Below are 14,320 nucleotides of genomic sequence, written 5' to 3'. Positions count from 1 at the left end.
GGTATCCGGAGCCGTCGTCGACAAAGTCGACGACGGCTCGCTGGACGTCCATCACGAGAAGGGCGCTGCTCATACGGTCTCCAGGAACGACGTCAGTTCGGCGATGAAGCGGACCGGATTCTCCATGTTCGGGTAGTGCGCGGCCGCCGGCACCGTGGCAGTGTGCCCGCCGGGGACGGGTTTCGCCAGGCGGCCTGCCATGGCGTCCCCGCAGAAGCAGGCGAGGCTGGACTGCACCTGGGGGCGACTGGCATCGCACATCCCCGTACGCTTCCCCTCCGACGTGCTCCACGAGGTCAAGCGGCGCGCCGAGGCCGACGACCTATCGGTGGCCCCGTGGATCCGCGCCGTCGAGCACGAGCTCAGCCGGACGGGCGAGTCGTGGGCTGACCTGCTGCGTAACTGCGCCCGCCGGGGCACCGGCGAGCACCACGCCGCGCCCCAGAGGTGTTCGAGCACGTGGGTGAGGTCGATTGATCAGCGGCCGGCCGTTGCGATGAGGCGTCGCAGCGTGGCGTGGGCGGGTGGGCCCCAGGAGGGCTTGCCGCCGGGGCGGCCGTGGATGCCGGCATCTCCGATCAGGATGCAGGCGAGGGCGCGCAGCACCGCCCAGCCGCGGGCGCGACGCAAGGTCGCGGCGTCCGGAGTCGGCTGGTAGGCCCCATAGAAGCGGTCGGCGGCGCCGTCCGGCAGCAGTACCCAAGGGGCGGCGAGGTCGCAGGCTGGATCGCCCGCGAAGAGGTCGCCGAAGTCGATCACGCCGCAGAAGGTGCCGTCCGCGGTGAGAACGTTGGCCGGATGCAGGTCGCCATGGAGCCACAGCGCCGGGCCCGCCCAGTCGGGCGCGGCGGCGGCGTCTTCCCAGACCGCGCGGACGGCGTCCGGGTCGGGGATCAGCCCCAGCTCGGTGGCCGAGGCGAGTAGCTTGGCGAACCCCTCGGCATGGTCGGCCAGCGGCCCCCCGCGATCACGACCGGCGGGCGCCCCGGCGGGAGCAGGTCGGTGAAGAGCCGTCAGGAAGGCGGCCAAGGTGTCGGCCGCCTCCGCAGCGCGCGTGGCGGGCGCACGGTCGGCGGGCTCGCCCGGCACCCAGGTGGTGACGATCCAGGGCCGCGGAAACCGCTCGGAGGGCTCACCGAGGCGCTGCGGGACGGGCACCGGCAGCGGAAGGTGCGGGGCGAGAGCGGGCAGCCACGCGTACTCCTTGCGCAGCAACGTGTCCGCAGACTGTGTCGCCCAGGGCAACCGGACGGCGAGGTCGTCGCCGAGCCGCCACACCTGGTTGTCCCAACCACGCGCGCCGAGCTTCAAGGGGTGCTCGGCCAGGTCAGGGTGCTGGTCGCGCAGCAGGTCCAGGACCAACTCCGCTGTGATCTCGATCTCGGTGTGGGTCATGCGGAGCAACGGTAGTCGGGTAGCCGCCCGCCCGTACTTCCTCCCCCGTTCTCGCTGTCATGCCTCGTCGGCGGCGTCCTTGTCGCGTAGGGGCCGCATGTCGCCGGGCAGGTCCGGGAGCTGGAAGGAGTACCGGCCGAGCCGGGTGTGGCTCAATTGCCGTCGGTGCGACGCTGTTGGCACGACGGCGCGGGCATCGGGAAGTCGTCAGCACGGATCTACCGCATCTCGCTGACGACATGGGGATGGATGTTCGTGAGCGAGCCTGCGTCGACCGGAACGGCCTGCCGGGGCGCGAAGCCGCCCCCCTTCCCCCGTCACGACGGTCGACGGTCGCGCTCTGCCGGAGGCGTCAGCGCGAACTGCCCATGGCTCCGACGGATGGGTGATCATCTTCGCTCTATCGGGGGGCGCCTGGAGATATCCGCTACCGGCGACCGACAGCGGCGCCCAGGATGCATGGGCACCGACTGCTGGTCTCGTGACAGTGCTCTCGATTCCCCTCCAACGATTGGGATTGTGCTCATGGCTTCGCTCCTTTCTCCTCGCTGCCTTGGCTCCCTCACTGGCGCGGCGCTCGTGCTCGCCCTCGGCGCGGGGGTGCCGTCCTCTGTGGCGGCTCCTGCGTCCCGGGCTGCCAACGAGATGTGTCTGGACACCGGCAACACCCGTAACAACGGTGATCATGTACGCATCTGGAAGTGCGTCAACCACACGAACCAGCGGTTCGTGATCACCAATGGACAGATCAAGGTTGAAGACACGATCGGCGCCGGCAAGGAGATGTGCCTGGACGCCGGCAACACCCGCAACAACAGTGATCGCACACGCATCTGGCAGTGCGTCAACCACACGAACCAGAAGTGGATCGTCCGCAACGCGCAGATTGTGCTCGCCGACACGGTGGGGAAGCGCCACGAGATGTGCCTGGACACCGGCAACACCCGCAACAACAGTGATCGCACACGCATCTGGCAGTGCGTCAACCACACGAACCAGAAGTGGGTCGTCCAGCGGGGTTACATCAAGGTCGCGGACACGATTTGATCGGACCCTCAGCCCGCCTCGGGCCTGGCCTCCCAGGACCGAGGCGCGGTGGGCGGTTCGGTGCTCCATGCTCCGCCCCGGGAGCGGAAGGTGACCGGGTGCACACCGCCGTAGGAGCGGCCTCGACCGCCACAACAGCCGGGGGCCTGCCCCCGTTGAAAGGACACCCGGTGTCCCGCCCGAACGTGGCCGAGGCCATCACCCGGGCGTGGCTGCCGCATCACCGCCATTCTCCTCGTCGTCGGCCTCGCCACGAGCGCGGCCCTCACCCCTCAGGCCGATGCGCGGCCTTCCCCGAGCCGTCACGGCCGGCGGTCCTGGCTCCGTCGATGACGCTCCTCGACGACGTCCTGGCCGACAGCCGCCCCCATGGCGCGCTCGCCCTCGATGACCAGTCGAGCGCCCAGGCCGCTGCGAAAGCCCGTGAGCACCGGCAACCTCTTCGTACAAGCCCCCCATGTCTCGGACCTTCCGACTCGTCGGCCAAGAACTGTCACCGACGTCGCAAGTGCCAGCGCGCGGACGGCCGGCAGTACGGCGTCAGGGCGGACCAGGACTCGCACGGCGAGCTCCTGCGGCGCCGCCCCAGGTCACGGCGGGCGGTGAACCCGCCATCGGGCAGTTTCCGCAGTCGGCCGCGGTCGAGGCTGCCGTCGGCGGTGGCGACCGGCAAGCCGCGGTGGCCGTCGGCGGTCTCCTGATAGTCGTAAGGTGCCAAGTGCTCAGGGCCGAAGCCCTCCGTCCTGGCGAGTGCCACACGGGTGTCGCCCCTTGTAGCCCATCCGCCACTTCTCGTCAGCCATGGCGCCGAACGGAAAAGCCCCCGCTGCCAACGGAAGCCTTAACAATGTTTTGGCAGGTCAGACGGTCAGAACCAGCGTAAACCGGATGATCCCAAGATTGGGGCTCCCCAACCAGCACATCGTGGGCTTAACTTAGGTGTTATGACCTCCCCCCGCTCCTCCTACGGCGGCGGCTACTACGCCGCACCGTCGTTCCCCGACACCCCGATCTACGACTCCCTGGTCGCGGAGCGGGGCACCCCTCAGATCGCCCCGATCCGAGTGCCTGCCGCCTATGACACCGGCAACAGCTACCTGCCGGCTCTCCCGGCGGCCCTGCCGGCTCTTCCCGCGGCACCTTCCCAGCCCGGCCCGTCGTACGGCTACCAGCAGCCGGCCCAGCAGGGTTACGCGCCGGTGCCGCCCCCGCAGTTGCAGCAGGCGCCGGCGCCGTACATCCCGCAGCAGCCGACCGCGACCCGCGGTGGATACCAGGCGGCGCCCTACACGCCGCAGCCGCAACGGCCCGCGCCGGGCACCGGGTACGAGGCGATGCGTCCGGCGTCGCCGCGCCCCGCCCCCGCGCCCTCTCCGTACGAGGATCCGTACAACCGCCCGCACCAGGGCCGGGGGTACTGAGCCGGGGAGTCGCACACAGTCGTACCGAGGTCGTCGTCGAGCCATGGGGACTCGCCGGCGACCTCGACGTTCCCGCACCGGGCCGGGTACCGCCCGTCGTGGGCCGTGCCACCCTCACGCGCCGTACCGCCCTCCTCGGCCCGTACAGGCCATCCCGCCCCGGACGGGCCGTCAGTCTCCCTCGGTGGGCGGGGAACTCACGGGTCGGTCCGAGCGTTGTCCCGGGGTGAGGTTCCTCTCTCTTCGCCGCTTCAGCGCGCGAAGCGCGCCGTATCGGGTTAAGACGGATACGGAAGGGGGTGCGGGACTGTGCGAGCGGTTACGGGCGTGTGGCGTTGGCGGCACAATCCCCTGCGTCGCGCCACTGACCGGCGCGAGGCATGGGTGGCATTGGTCGCGCTGATTCTCATGGTGCTGGCGGCGCCGACACTGGGCTGGCGGTGCGGATCGTTCACCGACGACGCCCTGCAGAAATCGGTGCGGGCCCAGCGGGCCCAACGCCACGCCACGACCGCGGTCGTGCTGCGCCGGGCACCGGAGGCGCCGCATTTCGTCACCGATCCCGAGGTGTCCTCGGAGCGCACCCCGCAGACCCTGGTAGTGGCGCGCTGGAAGGCGCCGGACGGCACCGACCGCCGCGGTACGGTGACCACCCTCTCCCGGAAGCCCGGGCCGGGGACCGAGGTGAAGATCTGGACGGACCGTGACGGCCACCCCGCGCCGCGGCCCATGGACACGCCGACGGCCCATACCCACGCGGCGCTGGCCGGGTTCGGGGTCATGCTGCTCGCCGTCGCACTGATCGAGGGCTGTCGCCGACTGATCGTCTGGCGCATGATGCGGGGGCGGTACACCCGGATCGACCAGGACTGGGCCGAGGCCGGTCCTGACTGGGGCAGGACCGGGACCGGCAGTTGATCAGCGGGTGATCGGGTCAACTCCCGCCCGCCGCGCGCGCTACGGTGGACCGGCCCGCCCGCATCCTCGGCGGGCGGACCCGGGTTTCGTCGTGGCCGGAAGGCCGATGAACCCGGGCATCACACACGCACGAGGTGGGGGCACAACAGCGCCATGGCACAGGGCACGGTCCAGGTGACGCACACCGGCACATCGCGGTGGCGGCGCCGCACAGGCGAATACGCCTCCCTCACCGCAGCCCTGGAGGCCGCGGCGGACGGTGATGTCCTCACCATCGCACCCGGCACCTACCGGGAGAATCTGGTCCTGCACCGCGCGGTGACCCTGCGCGGCCCCGAGGGCTCGGCGGGCTCCGTCCGGATCGCGCCGGCCGACGGCGTGCCGCTGACGGTCCGCGCCTCAGCCGTCGTCTCGGACCTGCATGTGGAGGGCCAGGACTCGACGGCCCCGGCGCTGCTGGTCGAGGACGGCGCACCGGAGCTCGCGGATCTGCGGATCGTGACCCGTTCCGCCGCGGGGATCGAGGTACGCGGTGCGGCCCGGCCCACCGTGCGCCGTTGCACGGTCGACAACCCGGCCGGCGTCGGCATCGCCGTACTCGACGGTGCGGGCGGCGTGTTCGAGCAGTGCGAGGTCGTTTCGGCCGGCCAGTCCGGCGTCTCGGTGCGCGACGGTGCGCATCCCCGGCTGGAACGCTGCCGGATCCACCACGCGTCGGGCGCGGGGCTCAGCGTCACCGGCGAGGGCAGCGCTCTGGAGGCCGTCGGCTGCGAGGTGTACGAGATCAAGGGCAGCGGGGTCCAGGTCACCGCTCGTGCGGCCGCCCACCTCACCGAGTGCACGGTGCACCGCACTTCGGCGGACGGCGTCACGCTCGACACCGACGCCGTCCTGACGCTGGCCGACTGCGACATCCATGACATCCCGGAGAACGCGGTGGATCTGCGTTCCCGTTCGGTCCTCACCCTGACCCGCTCCACGGTGCGCCGGTTCGGCCGCAATGGTCTTTCCGTCTGGGATCCCGGCACCCGTGTCGATGCCAACCAGTGCGAGATACATGACAGTACGGGCGACTACCCGGCCGTCTGGGTGAGCGACGGGGCGACGGTGATATTGGACTCCTGCCGGGTCCATGACGTGCCGGACGCCATCTTCGTGCTCGACCGGGGCTCGCGAGCCGACGTGGTCGACAGCGATCTCTCCCAGGTTCGCAATACCGCGGTGTCGGTGAGCGACGGGGCGACCGCCCAGCTCGACGACTGCCGCATACGTGAGGCGTCCACCGGCGCCTGGTTCCGCGACCACGGCAGCGGCGGAACGCTGAACAACTGCACCATCGACACCGCGCAGACCGGAGTGATCGTCACCAAGGGCGCCGACCCGACGATCGAGCGCTGCACCGTCACCTCGCCCACCGAGGCCGGTTTCTACGTCTCTGCCGAGGGTCGCGGTGCCTTCCACAGCTGCCGGGTCACCGGCAGCGACGGTTACGGCTTCCATGTGATGGACGGCTGCCGTACGACGCTGACCCGTTGCCGCACCGAGCGGTGCGCCCGCGGCGGTTACGAGTTCGCCGAGGGCGGCGCCCACGGCGACGGGCAGGGAGCGGGGCCCGTCGTGGAGGACTGCACGAGCGACGAGAGCGCGCTGCGCTCCCCCGCTCCCCCGGCCCCGGCCCCGGCCGTGCTGACGGCAACCCAGTCGACCCCGGGGCTGCTCGGCGGAGTCCCGGGGCAGCGGGCCGAGCAGCCCGCCCCGGCCGAGGCTCCGGACCCCGAGCCGGTGCGCGCGTCGGACGCCGTTCTCGGGGAACTGGACGCGCTGGTGGGCCTGGACAGCGTGAAGCGGGAGGTTCGCGCCCTCACCGACATGATCGAGGTCGGCCGTCGGCGCCGGGAGGCCGGGCTCAAGGCCGCGTCGGTCCGGCGGCATCTCGTCTTCACCGGCTCGCCCGGCACCGGCAAGACCACCGTGGCCCGGCTGTACGGCGAGATCCTCGCCTCCCTCGGGGTGCTGGAGCGGGGCCATCTGGTCGAGGTGTCCCGCGTCGACTTGGTCGGCGAGCACATCGGCTCGACGGCCATCCGCACCCAGGAGGCCTTCGACCGCGCGCGCGGCGGGGTGCTGTTCGTCGACGAGGCGTACGCCCTGTCGCCCGAGGACTCCGGCCGGGACTTCGGCCGGGAGGCGATCGACACGCTCGTGAAGCTGATGGAGGACCACCGGGACGCGGTGGTCGTCATCGTCGCCGGCTACACCCACGAGATGGAACGGTTCCTCACCATCAACCCCGGCGTGGCGTCCCGTTTCTCACGGACCATCACCTTCAGTGACTACGAGCCCGCCGAACTGCTGCGGATCATCGAGCAGCAGGCCGAGGAGCACGAGTACGACCTGGCCTCCGGGACCGGGGAAGCGCTGCTGAAGTACTTCACGGAGCTTCCCAAGGGCCCGGCGTTCGGCAACGGCCGTACCGCCCGGCAGACGTTCGAGTCGATGGTGGAGCGGCATGCGGGCCGGGTCGCCCAGCTCGCCGATCCGAGCACGGACGACCTCAGCCTCCTCTACCCGGAGGATCTGCCCGAACTACCCTGATCCCGCAGGGTTTTCGGCCCTGCCTCCCCATCCGCCTGGCGAGGCAGGACCGGGTCGAGCCGGTCCAGCAGCGCGGCCCGTTCCTGGGCGAAGACGGGGTCGGCCTGGTAGTCGGAGTGCCCCAGAACCGGTTCCGGCAGCGGATGTTCGGGGGTCCGCCCGTAGACCAGGGGATCCTTCAGCGGCCCCCGGTCCACCTCGGGCCCCGGCCCCTCGTCGAGCCGGACCCGGCCGCCGATCGGGTCGGTGGCCCGCCAGAGGTTGCGCCAGCAGTGCACGGACCGGTGCAGCCCGTGCAGCGGCCCGGGGCCGAAGTAGGCCGGGAACCAGCGCGCGTACAGCCGCTCGATCGGCGAGCCGTAGGTGAGCAGGGCGACCCGGCTCCGGGTCTCCGGAGGCAGCTGCCAGACCGCGGACGCGGCGAGGACGCTGCCCTGGGAGTGGCCCGAGATGACGAGCCTGCCGTGGGTGAGCCCGGTCCAGCCGGACATCCGTGACGCCAGGTCGGGGACGGCGCGCTCGGCGTAGCAGGGCGGCGCGAAGGGGTGGGCGGCGCGCGGCCAGAACGTACCGACGTCCCAGAGGATGCCGATGGTGCGCCGGGCGGAGGCGTCGCGGTAGGCGCGCCGTCCCCAGGTGACGAAAAGTATGAAGCCGAGCCCGATCATCCAGGAGCCGGTCGACTGGGCCGCTTCGGCGATGGACTCGATGAACGGGCCGCTGCCCTTCATCGCCAGGCCGGGCACCTCACCGCTCGCCCAGGCCCCGCCGACCGCCGCCGCACCGAGCAGCAGCGTGGCGCCGGAGACCGGCCCGATGATCCAGGGCACGGAGTCGGTGAGGGCCGCCGTGGCCCGGATCCGGGCGATCTGCCGAGTCCGGGCGGGGTCCGGCCGCTCCTGCCCGTACTCCCGGTCGATCTCGGGCTCCAGGGCGCGCGCGATGAGCCAGGTGCGTACGAGCAGCGCGGCGCCGGGGACCGCCAGCAGCACCAGGAGCACGGGGATGACCGAGGCCTGCCAGCTGAGCAGCACCGGGGGCCCCTCGATGAGGGCGCTGCGGCCCATGCCCGGGGTGCCGGAGCCGTCGAGCCAGTCGGCGACGCGCTGGGCGACCCCGCCGGTCATGACGCCGCCGAGAGCGCAGGCGAGCATGGCGACCACCGGTCCGCCGAGTCCGTACATGACGGTGCGGGGTTCGGGGATCTTGCGGTACAGGCCGAGTGACACCACGGCGAGGACGACGACGAGCGCTCCCTGGCCGAGCGTGACGATGCTGAAGGTGACGTCGCCGGGCAGGGCGCCCGCCGAGACCCAGGCGGGACGCGACCACGCCGCGTACACCGCGGCAAGGAAGAGCAGGGCCAGGGCGGTGCCGGGCAGCCAGGTGATGAGGGCGCGGTCGAGTCGGTTGTCGAGACTCCGTTCACTGCGGCCGCGGCGGCAGACGACCCACAGCACGACGAGCGCGCCCAGGACCAGCGCCGCTTCGATCAGCGATCCGAGGGCGCCGGGCACGGGGCCGGTGACGGCGCGGTCGTGGCGGGCCGCGGCGCCCGCGACCGACGCGGCGACCGTGAGGAATCCGGCGGCGGTGTGGGCGGCGCGCAGCCGGGCGACCAGCCGGCGGCCGTACCAGAACCCGGGCCGGGCGAGGGCCGGGCGGGCACCGGCCGGGGTGCCGGAGGTGTTCGGATCGGATGCGGTCTCCGGGTCGGCGCCGTCCGGTCCGGAGCCGGTGAGCGGGCGTTGCGATTCGTACGCGCTCCAGGTCCGGTTGGACAGGAGCCAGAGCAGCCCGACCAGCGCGGTGGGCACGAGTGCGGCGAGGGCGAGGCGCCGGCCCGGCTGGGACCACCAGCCGCCCTGTGCCGTCGACAGGAAGCCGAGCCAGGACCGCTGGTCCGAGCAGTCCGGCACGCCCGCGCACTGCCAGGCCGTCAGGTCGAGCGCGACCTCGCAGGCCGCCGCGGTCAGCAGGACCGTGAGGCTCAGGGCGACGAGCCGGACGAGGACCCCGTACAGGCGCACCGCGCGGGTGCGGCTCCGGGCGGTGGGGCGCATCCAGTGGGCGAGGTTGACCACCATGAACGGGAGCAGCAGCAGCCACAGGGCACGGGAGCCGTTGCCGGAGGTGAGGTTGGACCAGCAGTAGGCCTCGGCGATGGGCCGGTCTCGGTACCGCTCGGGGTGCTGTTCGGCGTCCATGTCCCCGGCCCGCCGGTACATGGCGGCGGTCGCGTCGCCGGTGACCCGGACCGGCTGCGGATCGTCGAGCATCTCCTGCGGGGTGGCTCCGCCCACGCCGTGGACCAGCAGTTCCAGCGCGGGCCCCGGACTCTGCGGGGCCTGGGTGGCAGGTGGCACTGGAGTGACTCGCTCTCTCGGTCGTGGGGGAAGGTGCTGATGCGCGGTCACCAGAATCACGGACGAGGGCCGGTGTGCGCACCGCTCTCACGGAATCTCCCCAGTGCGGCGGCCGACGACACCGCGTGGCAGGATGACCCCGTCCGAAGAGACTGTTGCACGGCCTGAAGGAAGGACCGGACCGGCGTTGGGCGAGAATCAGAACCTGCTCGCGGAGCAGCGGCGCGCCCTGATCCTCGACGAGGTGCGCAGGCGTGGCGGGGTCCGGGTCAATGAGCTGACCCGCAGGCTGAACGTCTCGGACATGACCATCCGCCGGGATCTGGACGCGCTGGCCCGCCAGGGTGTGATCGAGAAGGTGCACGGCGGGGCCGTACCGGTGGTCGAGGCCAGTACGCACGAGCCCGGTTTCGAGGCCAAGTCGGCGCTGGAGCTGACCGCCAAGGAGGACATCGCGCGGGCGGCCGCCGCCATGGCGGTGCCCGGTACCGCCATCGCGCTCTCCGGTGGTACGACGACGTACGCGCTCGCCCAGCATCTGCTGGACGTACCGGATCTGACGGTGGTGACCAATTCGGTGCGGGTCGCCGATGTGTTCCACTGCGCGCAGCGGACGGGGGCCGCGGGCGGGGCGCGTGCCGGGGCCGCCACGGTGGTGCTCACCGGTGGGGTGCGGACGCCGTCGGACTCCCTGGTCGGCCCGGTCGCGGATCAGGCGATCGCCTCGCTCCACTTCGATGTGCTGTTCCTCGGGGTGCACGGGATCTCGGTGGAGGCCGGTCTATCGACGCCGAATCTGGCGGAGGCCGAGACGAACCGCCGTTTCGTCCAGTCGGCGCGGCGTGTCGTGGTGGTCGCCGACCACACCAAGTGGGGCACGGTGGGACTGAGTTCGTTCGCGACCCTGGAGCAGGTGGACGCGTTCGTGACGGACGCGGGTCTGTCGGCCGCCGCCCGTGAGGAGATCGAGGAGCATCTGCCGGGCCTGCTGGTGGCGGGCCGGATCGCGGACGACGCTTCCTGAGCGGCCGGGCGGTGTGCCGGTTCCGCTCAGCTCGGACCGGGCGGTGCACGGCCTAGGATCGGTCTGTGGCCGTCTTCCGGATCGAGCGTTTCACGCATCTGCCCACGGCCGAGTCCTGGCGCCGGGTGACGGACTGGGAACGGCACGCGGCGCGGGTTCCGCTGACCGCGATCACCGTCCCCACGGGGTTGCCGACCAGGATGGGAACCGTCTTCGTGGCGCGTACGGGCGTGGGTCCGCTGGGTTTCGACGATCCGATGGAAGTGGTGCGCTGGACCCCGCCCGCCGCCGGGCGCGCGGGGCTGTGCCGGCTGGAGAAGCGCGGTTCGCTGGTGCTGGGCCGGGCGTCGATCGATGTGTATCCGACGGCTTCCGGATCCCATGTGGTGTGGGTGGAGGAGCTGAGTGTCCGGCTGCTGCCACGGTGGGTGGATCCGTTGATCGCCGCGGCGGGCCGCCGGGTCTTCGGCCGGGTGCTCGACAGCATGCTCGACCGTCCGGCGGGTCCGTGTCCGTAGCGCGGCGCCGCAGCGCCCGCTCGCACAACTCCTTACAGACAGAGACATCTGACGGTGTGACAGCTATGGTGTGCGCGACCCGTACGACCCCGTACGCCGCCGACCTACCGCACGGGAGGTGCGATCCGTGCCACGCCGACTCCGTTCCGTGGGCCTCGACTTCGTCGAGACCGCTGCCCTGCGACTGGTCTTCGCCACCGAGGTGTCCGCGCCTCCCGAGGCGGTCTACCGTGCGCTCGCCGACGACGTGGCGGGCTGGCCGAGCTGGTTCACCTCGGTGACTGCGGCCCGGCCCATCGAGGAGGGCGCGGGCCGCGAGATCCGGCTCAGGGGCGGCACAGTGCTGCGCGAGTCGATCCTCGCGGCCGAGCCCGGCGCGCGGTACGCCTACCGGGTCGACGAGTCCAACGCCCCTGGCCCGAAAGCCCTGGTGGAGGAGTGGCGGCTCACCCCCGCCGGGACGGGGACGCGGGTGCGGTGGACGTTGGCCGCCGACGGTCGTGCGCCCTTCCGCTTCGCCCTTCGGCTGGCCCGGCCGGGAATGGGCCGGGCGTTCCAGAACGCGGTACGCAATCTCGACAGACGGCTGGCCGCGCCCGCGGCCTGAGTTCGGCCGCGGACCGGGCGCACCGTCAGCGTTATCCGGGCCAGTTGCCGCTGCTCAGGAAGGATTCGATGGTTTGCGTGTACGGGGCGATGTCCAGGCCCTGTTCGGCGAGCCAGCTGTCGGAGTAGTACTTGTCGAGGTAGCGCTCGCCCGGGTCGCAGAACAGGGTGACGATGCTGCCGGGGCTGCCCTGTTCGACCATCTCCGCGACCAATTTGAACGCGCTCCACAGCCCGGTGCCGGTGGAGCCGCCCGCCTTCCGGCCGATGGCCCTCTCCAGGGCGCGTACGGCCGCGACACTGGCCGCGTCCGGCACCTTCATCATCCGGTCGATGGCCCCGGGCACGAAGCTCGGCTCCATCCGGGGCCTGCCGATGCCCTCGATCCGGGAGCCGCAGTCGCTGGTGGCCAGGAGGTCGTGGTGGGTCCAGCCGTCGAAGAAACAGGAGTTCTCCGGGTCGGGCACACAGATCCGGGTGTCGAACTGCATGTAGTGCACATAGCGGGCGATGGTCGCCGAGGTGCCGCCGGTTCCGGCCGTGGCGACGATCCACGTCGGCTCCGGGTAGCGCTCCAGCCTCAGCTGCTGGTAGATCGACTCGGCGATGTTGTTGTTGCCGCGCCAGTCGGTGGCCCGTTCGGCGTAGGTGAACTGGTCCATGTAGTGACCGCCGGTGTCGGCGGCGAGCATGGCGGACTCCTCGTACAGCTTCCGCGAATCGTCGACGAAATGGCAGCGGCCGCCGTGGAATTCGATCAGCCGGCACTTCTCGGGGCTGGTGGTGCGGGGCATCACGGCGATGAACGGCACACCGATCAGCTTGGCGAAGTACGCCTCCGAGACGGCCGTCGAACCGCTGGACGCCTCGATCACCGGCCTGCCCGGCCGGATCCAGCCGTTGCAGAGCCCGTAGAGGAAGAGCGAGCGGGCCAGCCGGTGCTTGAGACTGCCGGTGGGGTGCGTCGATTCGTCCTTGAGGTAGAGGTCGATGCCCCAGGTCTCGGGCAGCGGGAAGCGCAGCAGATGGGTGTCGGCGGAACGGTTGGCGTCGGCCTGGACCTTGCGGACGGCCTCCTTGAGCCAGGCCCGGTACTCGGGGTCGGAGCGGTCGATGTCGACGGTCGCCGCGACCCGGCCGTCGTCTGTGTGCTTTGCGGTGCCCATCAACGCGTTCCTCCTCGTATCACCGGACTCTCGCCGTCAACGATATTCCCCCTACCTGCAGAAACGTTCACTTTGATGCCCCATAGCCCTGCCTTGGCCCGGCCGGACGGGACGGCTGCCGCATTGCTCCGGGACGCGGCCTGGCGCGCCGGTCCCTGATGCGTGCAGACTTTCCGACAGAAGCGTCATGAAGGGGGCGAAGCAGTCATGCCGGAAACGGAGTTCAGCGCGACGGGGGTAAGGATCGAGCGGTGGGCCCGCTCGCTCACGAGGGCCGGGCAGGTGGTCGTCAAGGACGGCAGACTGGCCCTCCTGACCAGTTACGGACGGGAGATCGACAGCGCCCCGGTGGCGGCGGTGAGCGCGGGCAGGCCGTGGTTCGCCGGAGCCGGGGCGGCCGTGGCGCGCCTCAACGGAACGCGGTACCGGCTGACCATGGGGCAGCGCAACCACGGTCGGGACACGGCCGGACCGGCCAGCCGTTTCCTCGAGACGCTGCGAAGCGCGGGCGGCCGGATGATCTGACGGAGCAATCCCGCCGGGACAGCGCGAGTTGCGGAGCTGTGACCCCTGAGCGACATTGGTCACATGTCACTCATGGTTTACCAGCGGTGACACTGAGATCCGCCACCGCCGGTCCGGATTCAGCAGTCCGCCATCTGCTGGATCCGCCCCTCTCGTCTTCTTCCGGACCTATTTCGGGGAGTCGCAGCCGTGATCAGCGAGCCAAGCAGGCACTGCACGGTGGAGCTCCAGGCCCTGCCGTCGCGGATCGGCCAGGTCCGCAGAATCGTTTCGGCGCAGTTGCGCTACTGGCATCTCGATCCGTTGATCGACCATGCGGCGCTCGGCGTCACCGAACTGCTGACCAATGTCCACCGGCATGCCCAGCCGGACAAGTCATGCACCGTCGAGATCGAGTTGCTGCTCGAACGGCTGACGGTGTCCGTCCACGACCACGACCCGCGACTGCCGACCGTGTGCGACCCCAGTACGTTCAGCACGTCGGGGCGCGGGCTCGCGCTGATCGCCGCGGTCAGCGAGAGCTGGGGCGTCCGCCCGAGCGGCGGGACCGGGAAGGTCGTCTGGTTCACCCTTCCGGCACCTCCTCCCCTGTTCACCGGGCGGCCACCGCACTCGGTGTACGGGGCGACCACGGACGGGCCGTTCGAGCCGGACGCCGTCACGTATCTGGAGAGCCGTACGCCCTCCGTCGCCCGGTCGGCGGTGGTCGGGTAGCGGAAAGGGAGGAGCGGGGCACCGG

Annotated in this window: 14 protein-coding genes; 9 read left to right on the top strand and 5 right to left on the bottom strand. The window is 71.2% G+C overall.

Features of this window, described 5'->3' with window-relative positions:
• Positions 1–477 precede the first annotated feature (477 nt).
• Positions 478–1,395 carry an aminoglycoside phosphotransferase family protein gene (locus tag ACFU8Q_RS30205; protein ID WP_384459709.1) on the bottom strand — a complete coding sequence of 306 codons (918 nt, stop codon included), beginning with the start codon at positions 1,393–1,395 and terminating at the stop codon, positions 478–480.
• A 525-nt stretch (positions 1,396–1,920) separates the two neighbouring features.
• Between ACFU8Q_RS30205 and ACFU8Q_RS30200 the strand changes: the two genes are divergently transcribed.
• Complete coding sequence (locus ACFU8Q_RS30200) at positions 1,921–2,442, top strand: RICIN domain-containing protein (RefSeq protein ID WP_384459706.1); 522 nt, start codon at positions 1,921–1,923, stop codon at positions 2,440–2,442.
• 302 nt (positions 2,443–2,744) lie between these two features.
• Here the strand turns inward: ACFU8Q_RS30200 and ACFU8Q_RS30195 are convergent, their stop codons facing one another.
• A complete protein-coding gene (locus ACFU8Q_RS30195; protein ID WP_384459703.1) occupies positions 2,745–2,873 on the bottom strand; it encodes a hypothetical protein in 129 nt (42 codons plus the stop codon).
• Between the two features lie 62 nt (positions 2,874–2,935).
• A complete protein-coding gene (locus ACFU8Q_RS30190; protein WP_384459700.1) occupies positions 2,936–3,199 on the bottom strand; it encodes a hypothetical protein in 264 nt (87 codons plus the stop codon).
• Positions 3,200–3,386: 187 nt separating this feature from the next.
• Here ACFU8Q_RS30190 and ACFU8Q_RS30185 point away from each other — a divergent pair, with 187 nt between their 5' ends.
• From ACFU8Q_RS30185 to ACFU8Q_RS30175, 3 genes are all read left to right on the top strand, one after another.
• Entirely contained in the window at positions 3,387–3,863 is a 477-nt protein-coding gene (locus ACFU8Q_RS30185) for a DUF6643 family protein (protein WP_384459697.1), read from the top strand.
• 384 nt (positions 3,864–4,247) lie between these two features.
• Entirely contained in the window at positions 4,248–4,781 is a 534-nt protein-coding gene (locus tag ACFU8Q_RS30180) for a hypothetical protein (RefSeq protein WP_384459695.1), read from the top strand.
• A gap of 153 nt (positions 4,782–4,934) precedes the next feature.
• A complete protein-coding gene (locus tag ACFU8Q_RS30175; protein ID WP_384459692.1) occupies positions 4,935–7,376 on the top strand; it encodes a right-handed parallel beta-helix repeat-containing protein in 2,442 nt (813 codons plus the stop codon).
• Here the strand turns inward: ACFU8Q_RS30175 and ACFU8Q_RS30170 are convergent.
• Positions 7,346–9,742, bottom strand: a complete 2,397-nt coding sequence (locus tag ACFU8Q_RS30170; protein WP_384459689.1) for a hypothetical protein — start codon at positions 9,740–9,742, stop codon at positions 7,346–7,348. The two genes, ACFU8Q_RS30175 and ACFU8Q_RS30170, sit on opposite strands and share 31 nt — an antisense overlap.
• A gap of 187 nt (positions 9,743–9,929) precedes the next feature.
• Between ACFU8Q_RS30170 and ACFU8Q_RS30165 the strand changes: the two genes are divergently transcribed.
• The 3 genes from ACFU8Q_RS30165 (at position 9,930) to ACFU8Q_RS30155 (ending at position 11,891) form a co-directional block, all read left to right on the top strand.
• A complete protein-coding gene (locus ACFU8Q_RS30165; protein WP_384459686.1) occupies positions 9,930–10,766 on the top strand; it encodes a DeoR/GlpR family DNA-binding transcription regulator in 837 nt (278 codons plus the stop codon).
• 65 nt (positions 10,767–10,831) lie between these two features.
• Complete coding sequence (locus ACFU8Q_RS30160) at positions 10,832–11,284, top strand: SRPBCC family protein (RefSeq protein ID WP_384459683.1); 453 nt, start codon at positions 10,832–10,834, stop codon at positions 11,282–11,284.
• A 127-nt stretch (positions 11,285–11,411) separates the two neighbouring features.
• Positions 11,412–11,891: an SRPBCC family protein gene (locus tag ACFU8Q_RS30155; RefSeq protein WP_384459680.1), complete on the top strand. Its 480-nt coding sequence runs from the start codon at positions 11,412–11,414 to the stop codon at positions 11,889–11,891.
• Between the two features lie 31 nt (positions 11,892–11,922).
• Here ACFU8Q_RS30155 and ACFU8Q_RS30150 read toward each other — a convergent pair whose 3' ends face one another.
• Entirely contained in the window at positions 11,923–13,056 is a 1,134-nt protein-coding gene (locus tag ACFU8Q_RS30150; RefSeq protein WP_384459677.1) for a PLP-dependent cysteine synthase family protein, read from the bottom strand.
• Between the two features lie 207 nt (positions 13,057–13,263).
• Between ACFU8Q_RS30150 and ACFU8Q_RS30145 the strand changes: the two genes are divergently transcribed.
• Both ACFU8Q_RS30145 and ACFU8Q_RS30140 read left to right on the top strand, forming a co-directional pair.
• A complete protein-coding gene (locus ACFU8Q_RS30145; RefSeq protein ID WP_384459674.1) occupies positions 13,264–13,581 on the top strand; it encodes a hypothetical protein in 318 nt (105 codons plus the stop codon).
• A gap of 189 nt (positions 13,582–13,770) precedes the next feature.
• Entirely contained in the window at positions 13,771–14,295 is a 525-nt protein-coding gene (locus ACFU8Q_RS30140) for an ATP-binding protein (protein ID WP_384459671.1), read from the top strand.
• The last annotated feature ends 25 nt before the right edge of the window (positions 14,296–14,320 follow it).

The organism is Streptomyces sp. NPDC057543 (assembly GCF_042801895.1).
Lineage (GTDB): Bacteria > Actinomycetota > Actinomycetes > Streptomycetales > Streptomycetaceae > Streptomyces.
This window is presented reverse-complemented; position numbering and strand designations above follow the sequence as displayed.

What these genes read in the sequence shown, in the direction of transcription:
- ACFU8Q_RS30205 (WP_384459709.1), bottom strand. Translation starts at nt 1,395, where the DNA reads ATGACCCACACCGAGATCGAGATCACAGCGGAGTTGGTCCTGGACCTG.
- ACFU8Q_RS30200 (WP_384459706.1), top strand. Translation starts at nt 1,921, where the DNA reads ATGGCTTCGCTCCTTTCTCCTCGCTGCCTTGGCTCCCTCACTGGCGCG.
- ACFU8Q_RS30185 (WP_384459697.1), top strand. Translation starts at nt 3,387, where the DNA reads ATGACCTCCCCCCGCTCCTCCTACGGCGGCGGCTACTACGCCGCACCG.
- ACFU8Q_RS30175 (WP_384459692.1), top strand. Translation starts at nt 4,935, where the DNA reads ATGGCACAGGGCACGGTCCAGGTGACGCACACCGGCACATCGCGGTGG.
- ACFU8Q_RS30150 (WP_384459677.1), bottom strand. Translation starts at nt 13,056, where the DNA reads ATGGGCACCGCAAAGCACACAGACGACGGCCGGGTCGCGGCGACCGTC.
- ACFU8Q_RS30145 (WP_384459674.1), top strand. Translation starts at nt 13,264, where the DNA reads ATGCCGGAAACGGAGTTCAGCGCGACGGGGGTAAGGATCGAGCGGTGG.